This is a genomic window from Streptomyces capoamus (genome assembly GCF_014654935.1).
Taxonomy (GTDB): Bacteria; Actinomycetota; Actinomycetes; order Streptomycetales; family Streptomycetaceae; genus Streptomyces; species Streptomyces capoamus.
Genome location: NZ_BNBF01000017.1, coordinates 144,718 through 153,863, shown reverse-complemented (window position 1 = coordinate 153,863; position 9,146 = coordinate 144,718). Strand labels below are relative to the sequence as shown.

The following is a 9,146-nucleotide window of genomic DNA, read 5'->3' as shown; positions in this document are numbered from 1 at the left end:
ACGCGGAAAGGGACGCGCATGAGGCTGCACACGCACGAGTGGGGGACGGGCGACCGGATCGCCGTCCTCGTCCACGGACTGATGTCCGACCACCGCACCTGGCACCGGGTCGCCCCCGTCCTCGTGGACCAGGGGTACCGGGTCATCGGCGTGGACCTGCGCGGGCACGGGGCGAGCGGGCGTGGCGAGTACAGCCCCGCCACCTGGTCCGACGACCTCGTCGACACCCTGCCCGAGCGGCCGGAGCTGGTGCTCGGCCACTCGCTCGGGGCGATGGCGCTGGCCGGTGCCGTCGAACGGCTGGCGCCCGCCCGGGCCGTGTACTGCGACCCGGCCTGGGACCTGCGCAAGGAACTGGTCGAGGCGTCCGTGTACTTCACCGTCTTCAAGACGGCGAACCGCGCGATGATCAGCAGCCTCAACCCGCGCTGGGACGACACCGACGTGGACGTCGAGCTGGCCACCCTCGCCGACTGGGACCCCGCCACGGCGCTCGTCCTGCCGGACATCTACTCGGTCGGCCGCACACCGGCGCGCCCGGTGGTGCCGTCACTGGTGCTGCTCGCCGGCGCCAGTGACCTCGTACGGCCGGGCCTCGGCGCGGAGCTGGTCAGACGGGGCTTCGAGGTCCGGACCGTCGAGGGCGCCGGGCACACTCTGCACCGCGACGACCTCCACGGTTTCACCGCCGCGCTGGACGGCTGGATCTGACCGGATCCGAGGGACCCGGGCCCCCGGGGGAGCGTTCCCCGAGGGCCCGGGTCCGGTGGTCAGCGGGGGTTGAAGACCACGCTGGCGAAGTGGGTGCCGGCGGGTGCCGCGTGCCCGGGGGCGATCCGGAGGGAGGTGCCCTTGCACTTCTTCTGGGAGTAGATGACCAGTGGCTTCTTCGTCGCGTTGCGGGCGGCGCGCGCCTCCTGGGCCATGTCGAAGCACTTGTGCTCCGGCGGGCTGTCGAGGGCGTACGCCTTGCCGTGGGGCCCGATCCAGAGGAACGTGCCGTCGGCGGCTAGCGCGGAGGTCGCGGTGGCCAGGGTGAGGGCGAGACCGCCGAGTGCGGCGGCGAGCGGACGACGCAGGCGCATGGGGGTGTCCTTCGCGAACGGTGACGGGGGAGCGCGGACGAGGCCGCACCCGTAATCTCCCACCGCGGCTCCGCCGGACCGCGGAGCCCACACGCACACGTCCACCGTCCGGGGGACGACGACGGGGCTGGTGGCGGTGCGTGCCCGGGGACCCGGTGCGAAGCCCGCGAATCGGGGTAGACGAGGGGACGCCCGAGGAAAGGACCGTCACATGACGACCTACGTGATCAGCGTCCCCGGCACCTTCACCACCGGGGTCGAGGACGGCACGCGCACCCGGCTGGCCCGGGCGCTCCGGCCCGCCGACCCGCACGCCACCCGTATGGGCAGCGCGGAGGACCTGGACGTGCTGAGCGTCAACGACGACAACACCTTCACCCTCCGCCTCACCGTGGAGGCGGACACCGGCCCGCACGCCGAGGAGGAGGCGCGCCGGCTGGCGGACGGCGCGCTGCGGGACGCGGGACTGGACGAGCGGACCGCGCCGCTCGGCCCGGCGGTGATCACCGGCATCGACTCCGAGGTGCGCTGACGCGCCCTGCCCGAGGGGCGGAATCACCCCAGTTCGGTAAAATCTAGGCATTTGCCGGACACGCCGGCGGCCGGCCCTTCCGGGCCACCGCCCCGTCGGAAGTGATCGATGCCCCGCGAGCGCCTCCCGGACGACGGCGACGAGCTGCTGGCCCGACTCGGCTCGCTCACCGCCCAGGCGCGCCGCCGCGCGCAGGTGCAGCGCAGCCAGGTGGAACTGGCCCTCGCCCTGCAGCGCGGCATGCTCCCCAGGGACCTGCCGACCGCCCCCGGCCTGCACCTCGCCGTCCGGTACACGCCCGCCAACCTGGGCCTGAACGTGGGCGGCGACTGGTACGACGCCTTCACCCTGCCGGACGGCCGGATCGGGCTGTCCATCGGGGACGTACAGGGCCACAACATCGAGGCCGCGGCCGCCATGGGCCAGGTCAGGGCCGGACTGCGCGCGCTGGCCTCGGTCACCGGCGACCCCGGCGAACTGCTGGCCCGCACCAACGACCTGCTGCTCTCCCTGGGCAGCGAGCTCTTCGCCACCTGCACCTTCCTGCGGCTCGACCCGGCCACCGGAAGTCTGGAGAGCGCCCGGGCCGGCCACATACCCTCCGTGTGGGCCACGGCGGACGGCAAGTCCGGCGTCGTCCACGACGAAGGGGGACCGCCGCTCGGCATCGAGCGGGGCGTCGAATACCCGGTGACCCGGCACCGGCTCTCCACCGGAGGGGTGGTCGTCCTGCTCACCGACGGGGTCGTGGAGGGGCCGGAACTGACCGTCGAGGACGGCCTGGACCAAGTGGTGCGGCTCGCCGGGATCGCCGCCGTCGCCGGCCTGGAGGCCCGCGCGCTCGCCGCGGCCGTGATCAAGGGCGCCGAGGGCGTCGGGCACGAGGACGACGCCGCGGTCCTGGTCGTCGGCCTGGACGGCCCCGGTACCCCGCTGTGAACCGCAGGCCGTGGGCACCGCCGTCGGCCGGCGGACCGGAGCGACACCCGTCTCGCCTCGCCGACCGGCGGCCACCGGTGTGAGATGGCTGCTGTGGAGGGTATCCAGGAGCCGCGCCGGCCGGGCGGCTACGCCGTCCGGACCCTGGCCGTCGCCGCCTGCTACTACGCGGCGGCCCGGCTCGGCCTGCTGCGCGAGCTGACCATCGGGAGCGCCGTCGTCACCCCGATCTGGCCGCCGACCGGCGTCGCCGTCGCCGCGCTGCTGATCCTCGGGCTGAGCTGCTGGCCCGGCGTCGCCCTCGGCGCCTTCCTCTCCGTCCTGTCCCTGACCACACCCGGCCCCGAGGTGCTCGGCGTCCTCGTCGGCAACACCGCCGCGCCCGTGTGCGCGGTCCTGCTGCTGCGCCGGGCCGGCTTCCGCACCGGCCTCGGCCGGCTGCGCGACGGCGTCGCCCTGGTGTTCCTGGCCGCGCTGGGCGCCATGGTGATCAGCGCGACCGTCGGCGTCGGCATCCTCGTCCTCAAGGGCAGCCTCCCGGCCCCCGCTTTCTGGCCGGTCTGGCTCGCCTGGTGGGTGGGCGACGCGATGGGCGTCCTGATCGTCACCCCGCTGCTGCTGTTGCTGCACCGGGCCCGCAGACCGCTGTCCCTGCGGCGCTGGCGGGAGGCGACCGCGCTGGCGGTGGTCACCTGCGCGGTGGTACCGCTCGCCGTCTACACCTCGATCAGCATGCTCTTCCTGGTCTATCCGCTCATCATCTGGGCGGCCCTGCGCTTCGAGCTGGCCGGCAGCGTGCTCTGCGCGCTGGTGACCTCCGTGCTGGCCACCGTCGCCGCCACGGAAGGTGCCGGCGCGTTCGCCGGGCTGAACCGCGTCGAGGTCATGGTGAAGCTGCAGGCGTTCAACGGCGCCATGGCGCTGACCGCGCTGCTGCTGTCCGCGGTGATCACCGAGCAGCGCCAGACCCGCCGCTCGGTGGAGCGGGCCTGCCAGGAGCTGGCCGAGGTGCTGGAGCACCTCACCGCGGGCGAGGCCCCACCGCCCCGGCCGCCGGCCGGCACCGACGGGCCGGGTGACCGGTCACGGCCGACCGGAGCCCCGTGACCCCCGCGCCGTCAGCGCTCCGAACGGTTCACCGGCCCCTCGTCGTCACTGCCCGGCTCCGCGGCCGGCGTCCCCGCCGCCGTGTCACGGCGCCCCGGGTTCGGCGGATGGGCGGCGCCGGTGGCGCCCGGCTGTCCGCCGCCGGTGGTGCCGTAGCCCCCGGGGATCCCCGGGGGCGTGTCGGCGGCGGCCGCGGCCTCGCTGATGTCGCGCCGCGCCCTCACGCCCGCCCGGCGCTCCGGGTACGGGTAGTCGAACGGCCGGGAGCCGGCGCGCTCGCGGTCCGCCTCGCGCTGCCGGCGCGCCGCCCGCTCGGCCGGCGTCCCGGCGTTGTCGTCCTGTCGCTTGTGGTCGTCGTCCGTCATGCACCGCCGAGTACCCGGGCCACGGCCGCAGTCACCAACCGTTGCGGCGTGTCGGGCGGGCCGCCGGGGGCACTGGGAGACGATGGACGGAGCCGTACGGGCACGGGGCCGGACCGGAGGGACAGGGGCGGCATGGGACAGCGGCCGGTAGCAGGAGCGACGGGGGAGGCCACCGCGCGGAGCGCCGGCGGGGCGCCGCCGGCCGACGTACGCCGCCGCGTCCCGCGCACCGACACCGTGCTGCGCGACCCCCGGCTGGCCGCGGCCGTGGACCGGCTCGGCGCGGACCGGGTCAAGGCCGCCGTACGGCAGGCACAGGAGCGGGCCCGTTCCGGCGCCGTCCCGCCCGAGCAGGTCCCGCAGACCGCCCTGGACCTGCTGCCCGGCACCGCGAGCGGGCTGCGCCCGGTGATCAACGCCACCGGGGTGCTGCTGCACACCAACCTCGGCCGGGCCGCGCTGTCCGCCGCCGCCCGGCAGGCGGTCCGGGAGGCGGCCGGCCCCACGGACGTCGAACTCGACCTGACGACCGGGGTACGGGCACGCCGGGGCCGCTCCGCGCTCGCCGCCCTGCACGCCCGGGTACCGGCCGCCGGGGACGCGCACGTCGTCAACAACGGGGCCGCCGCGCTCGTCCTGGCCGCCACCGCGCTCGCGGCCGGCAAGGAGATCGTCGTCAGCCGGGGCGAGATGGTGGAGATCGGCGACGGCTTCCGCCTGCCCGACCTGCTCGTCTCCACCGGCGCCCGGCTCCGCGAGGTCGGCACGACCAACCGCACGACCCCCGCCGACTACGCGGCCGCGATCGGGCCGGACACCGGCTTCGTGCTCAAGGTCCACCCGTCCAACTTCCGGATCACCGGCTTCACCCGGTCCGCCGAGGCAGCCGAACTCGCCGGCCTCGGGGTCCCGGTCGTCGTCGACATCGGCTCCGGGCTGCTCGCCCCGCACCCGGCACTGCCCGGGGAACCCGACGCCGACACCCAGCTGCGGGCCGGCGCCGCCCTGGTCACCGCGAGCGGCGACAAACTGCTCGGCGGCCCCCAGTGCGGGCTCCTGCTCGGCCGGACGGAGCTGGTCCGCGCCCTCGCCCGGCACCCGCTGGCCCGCGCCCTGCGCGTCGACAAGCTGACGCTGGCCGCCCTGGAGGCCACCCTCACCGGCCCGCCCACCCCGACCGCCCTCGCCCTCACCGCCGGCCCCGAGGCGCTCAGGGCCCGCGCCGAGCGGCTCGCCGCCGCGCTGGCCGCCGACGGGATCGACGTACGGGCCGTCGACAGCGCGGCCACGGTCGGCGGCGGGGGCGCGCCCGGCGTCAGCCTGCCCAGCGCGGCGCTGTCCCTGCCCGAGACCTACGCCCGCGCCCTGCGCACCGGCCGCGTCCCCGTCGTCGGCCGCCTGGAGGCGGGCCGCTGCCTGCTGGACCTGAGAGCGGTACCGCCGGAGGACGACGACCGGCTGGCCGAGGCCGTACGGTCGGTGCGGCCCGCCGCGCGGGGGCGGGCATGATGCGCGTCCTCGCCACCGCCGGCCACGTCGACCACGGCAAGTCCGCGCTGGTCCGCGCCCTGACCGGCATGGAGCCCGACCGGTACGAGGAGGAGCGCCGCCGCGGTCTCACCCTGGACCTGGGCTTCGTGTGGACCCGTCTCGGCGGCGACCACCTGGCCTTCGTGGACGTGCCCGGGCACGAACGCTTCGTGCCGACCATGCTGGCCGGGGTCGGACCCGTCCCCGGCGTGCTCTTCGTGGTCGCCGCCGACCAGGGCTGGCAGCCCCAGTCCGAGGAACACCTGGCCGTCCTCGACGCGCTCGGCGTGCGGCACGCCGTCCTCGCGGTCACCCGCAGCGACCTCGCCGACCCGGAGCCGGTGCGCGCCGACGCCCTGGAGCGGCTGGCCGCGACCTCCCTCGGCAAGGTGCCGCAGGTCGCCGTCAGCGCCGTCACCGGGGCGGGACTGGACGCGCTGCGCACCGAACTCGTCCGGCTGGCCGACGCCCTGCCCCCGCCCGACACCGAGGCCGACGTACGCCTCTGGCTCGACCGGGCGTTCACCGTCCGCGGCCACGGCACCGTGGTGACCGGCACCCTCGGCGCGGGCACCCTGCGCGTCGGCGACCGGCTGGTCACCGCGGACGGATCGGCCGTCCTGCGGGTGCGCGGCCTGCAGAGCCTGCACGAGGAGCGGACGGCCGTCGCCGCGGTGGCCCGCGTCGCCGTCAACGTCCACGGCCACGGTGACACCGCCCTCGGGCGCGGCCAGGTGCTGCTCACCCCGGACCGCTGGCTGTGCACCGAGGTCGCCGACGTGCGGGTCACCGGGGAGCCGGTGGCGGACCTGCCCCGGGGCGTCACCCTGCACATCGGGACGGCCGCCGTGCCGGTGACCGTCCGCCCGCTCGGCCCGGACACCGCCCGGCTCACCCTGCGCCGGGGGCTGCCCCTGCGCGTCGGCGACCGCGCGGTGCTCCGCGAACCCGGCGGCACCCGCAGGCCCTGCGGGGTCACCGTGCTGGACGTACGTCCGCCCCGGCTGACCCGGCGCGGCGCCGGGCGGGCCCGCGCGGCCGAACTGGAGACGATGACCGGCCGCCCGGACGGCGCCGCCGAACTGCGCCGCCGCAAGCTGGTCCGGCGGGCCGACCTGCGGGCGATGGGCGTTCCGGTGCCCGGTGAGCCCGTCGCCGGCGACTGGCTGGCCGACACCGCGCACTGGCAGACCCTCCAGGACCGGCTGGCCCGCCAGGTCCTGGAGCACGCCCGCACCCGTCCGCTGGAGCCCGGCCTGCCCACCGAGGCGGCCCGCCGGCGGCTCGGCCTGCCCGACCGAGCCCTGGTCGACGCGCTGGCCGCGGCCCTGCCCCAGATCCACGCCCGCCAGGGCCGGCTGCACACCGCCGACAGCCTCCGGCCCGCCCTGCCCGCACCCGTCCGCACGGCCGTCGACGCCCTGCGCCGGGACCTCGCCCGCACCCCGTTCCGGGCGCCCGAAGCCGGCCGGCTCGCCGAACTGGGCCTGGACCGCAGGAGCCTGGCCGCCGCGTCGGCAGCCGGGGCACTGCTGCGCATCGCCGACGGGATCGTGCTGCTGCCCGGCGCGGACGCCGACGCCGCCGCCGTACTGCGCGCGCTGCCGCAGCCGTTCACGCTCAGCGAGGCCCGGCGCGCGCTGGACACCACCCGCCGGGTCGCCGTACCGCTGCTGGAGTTCCTGGACGCCCGGGGTTTCACCGAACGCGTCGACGACCAGCACCGGCGCTGCCGTGCGGGGGCGGGGAACGGAGGCGGACGGGAATCGAACCCGTTTTTTCACCCGATCGTGACCTGCGACGATGCCGAGAACTCGGACAAATAGATGCGATTCGATGCCGTTGGGTTCCGCTGGATGCCTCTCGCGGCCCCTCGGTTTGGCCCGGGCCAAACGCCTTCACGATCACTGCCCTAGCCCCGCACGGAGTGAGTGCAGATCACCCCACACGACAGAGCCCCCCGGTCGCACCGCAGCGACCGGGGGGCCAGCGGCCGGGCCGCCAGCCTGGGGGGCATACGACGGCCGGCCTGTCTATGTGAGCGCTCTCCCTAGCGGTTGCCCCGCCACAGAGCGCCAATCCGCAATCACTCGACCGGGTGCTTCTCGGTTGTAGGCCTTGTCAGACCAGGTGTTTCTTGATCCAGGAATGTACGGTGCACGATACAGACATCAGATCTTGATCACGCAACGGTGGGCGGGTGCCATCTGCCCCGCCGCCCGACTGGGTCCTCGCCCGCCGCCGGGCCGTCGGCGCGCGCATACGGGACGCCCGCTTACACGCGAACCTCACCCAGGAGCGACTCGCCGAGCTGGCAGGGCTGGACCGACAGGCCATCAACCGGATCGAGCAAGCACACTCGAGCCCCAAGCTGGACAGCCTGCTGCTCATCGCCGAGGCCCTCGGGGTACCGCTCTCCGATCTGGTCCGGTAGCCCGGCCGGCTGCGCGCACCGACCGGGCCCCGGCGTCAGCCCTTCGACGGAACGATGAACGCCCGCCGCGGCTGCGGCTCCCGCGGGTCACGCGAGCCAGGCTCCTGGGCGCGTCGCCACGCCGCCACCAGCTCCGCGTACCGCGGGTCAATCCACTCGGACATGCGGCCTCCCTTCACCCTGGGAGGCTAGAGCACGCCCTTGGGCTTGGGCTTCGGGATGGTCACGATCGGTCCCGAGTCGTCCGAGTGCTGGCACTTCGCCGCGACCGACACGAGCGACTCGTCGCCCGGCGCCACCCACAGGTCCGCATCAACCTCCCAACCGAGCGCCGCGATGGCCTCGCGGGTCCGGTCCAGGATCGCCGGGTCGTAGTTCTCCGGGCCGTAACCCGGGGCGTGGTGGACGAACCGGCCGCCGAGCCGCTCGCACAGCCCGGCGTACATCGCGGTGTGCACGATGAGCGCGTGCCAGCCCTCGTCCACGATCCGCGACGGCACCAGCCCGGCGCCCGGATTCGCCGAGCAGGCGGCCACGAACTTGATGGCCTCCTCCACGATCCGGCCGGCCAGCTCCGGCGACACGTCCGGGGTGGAGTCCATGACCGTGCGCCGGCAGCTCTCGAACTCCGCGTCGGTGATGAGCATCCGCGCGAACGCGGCCGGCGGCTTCGGGTCGACGGGGCCGCCGTCCGGCGTCGGTCCGGGAGGTACTGTCATGAGTGATCTCCTTCGCTGGTTGCGGATGGGGACACACGCCCGGGCCGGTCGTCTTCGCGGGATGCCGGTCCGGGCCCTGACTGTTAGGTGATGCGGTCCGCCGCCGCGACGGGGTTGCACGGCGGCGGACCTTCCGGCGCTCATTTCGGCACGCCGGAGTCTGTGGTTACCCGCCGATGCGGCGCGCGGGGTTGGGCTCCTGTGCGCAGCGGGTGCAGGCGTACACCTGGACGCTCAAATCGTGCGCGCCGCTGCGGCCCTCAGCGCGGCCCGCAGGGACCCCGCCTGCCTGAAGTGACGCTGTGCACCAGACGCAGGCCCAGCCCGAGTGCTGGGCGCGCGTCAGTTCGGTGGCAGGCGGCAGGATCATCCGGTCGCATCCTCGCCGATCGCTGGGCCGAAGCCGTCCGCGATGGCCGCGGCCAGAGCGTCGGG

11 protein-coding genes are annotated in these 9,146 nt (G+C 75.4%); 7 read left to right on the top strand and 4 right to left on the bottom strand.

From position 1 onward, the window contains the following. Positions 1-18 precede the first annotated feature (18 nt). Entirely contained in the window at positions 19-711 is a 693-nt protein-coding gene (locus IE312_RS25470; protein WP_189984655.1) for an alpha/beta fold hydrolase, read from the top strand. 59 nt (positions 712-770) lie between these two features. Here the strand turns inward: IE312_RS25470 and IE312_RS25465 are convergent, their stop codons facing one another. Further along, a complete protein-coding gene (locus IE312_RS25465; protein ID WP_189984654.1) occupies positions 771-1,085 on the bottom strand; it encodes a hypothetical protein in 315 nt (104 codons plus the stop codon). Positions 1,086-1,296: 211 nt separating this feature from the next. On the opposite strand from IE312_RS25465, the gene IE312_RS25460 reads away from it, so the two are divergent. The 3 genes from IE312_RS25460 (at position 1,297) to IE312_RS25450 (ending at position 3,663) form a co-directional block, all read left to right on the top strand. Beyond that, the gene (locus IE312_RS25460) at positions 1,297-1,617 is read left to right on the top strand and encodes a hypothetical protein (RefSeq protein ID WP_189984653.1); all 321 of its coding nucleotides are present in this window, start codon (positions 1,297-1,299) and stop codon (positions 1,615-1,617) included. Positions 1,618-1,725: 108 nt separating this feature from the next. Continuing rightward, positions 1,726-2,556 carry a PP2C family protein-serine/threonine phosphatase gene (locus tag IE312_RS25455; RefSeq protein ID WP_189984652.1) on the top strand — a complete coding sequence of 277 codons (831 nt, stop codon included), beginning with the start codon at positions 1,726-1,728 and terminating at the stop codon, positions 2,554-2,556. 84 nt (positions 2,557-2,640) lie between these two features. Further along, positions 2,641-3,663, top strand: coding sequence for an MASE1 domain-containing protein (locus IE312_RS25450; protein WP_189984651.1), 1,023 nt, complete (start codon positions 2,641-2,643; stop codon positions 3,661-3,663). Positions 3,664-3,674: 11 nt separating this feature from the next. Here the strand turns inward: IE312_RS25450 and IE312_RS25445 are convergent, their stop codons facing one another. Beyond that, positions 3,675-4,028, bottom strand: a complete 354-nt coding sequence (locus tag IE312_RS25445; protein WP_189984650.1) for a hypothetical protein — start codon at positions 4,026-4,028, stop codon at positions 3,675-3,677. 132 nt (positions 4,029-4,160) lie between these two features. On the opposite strand from IE312_RS25445, the gene selA reads away from it, so the two are divergent. From selA to IE312_RS25430, 3 genes are all read left to right on the top strand, one after another. Further along, a complete protein-coding gene (selA, locus tag IE312_RS25440; protein ID WP_189984649.1) occupies positions 4,161-5,537 on the top strand; it encodes an L-seryl-tRNA(Sec) selenium transferase in 1,377 nt (458 codons plus the stop codon). After that, positions 5,537-7,384: a SelB domain-containing protein gene (locus tag IE312_RS25435; protein ID WP_189984713.1), complete on the top strand. Its 1,848-nt coding sequence runs from the start codon at positions 5,537-5,539 to the stop codon at positions 7,382-7,384. Before selA ends, IE312_RS25435 begins: the two co-directional genes overlap by 1 nt. A gap of 374 nt (positions 7,385-7,758) precedes the next feature. After that, positions 7,759-7,992: a helix-turn-helix domain-containing protein gene (locus IE312_RS25430; protein ID WP_189984648.1), complete on the top strand. Its 234-nt coding sequence runs from the start codon at positions 7,759-7,761 to the stop codon at positions 7,990-7,992. Positions 7,993-8,027: 35 nt separating this feature from the next. Here IE312_RS25430 and IE312_RS43835 read toward each other — a convergent pair whose 3' ends face one another. Further along, positions 8,028-8,156, bottom strand: coding sequence for a hypothetical protein (locus IE312_RS43835; protein ID WP_268254353.1), 129 nt, complete (start codon positions 8,154-8,156; stop codon positions 8,028-8,030). A 24-nt stretch (positions 8,157-8,180) separates the two neighbouring features. Beyond that, positions 8,181-8,711, bottom strand: coding sequence for a glycine-rich domain-containing protein (locus IE312_RS25425; RefSeq protein WP_229900414.1), 531 nt, complete (start codon positions 8,709-8,711; stop codon positions 8,181-8,183). Positions 8,712-9,146: the final 435 nt, after the last annotated feature.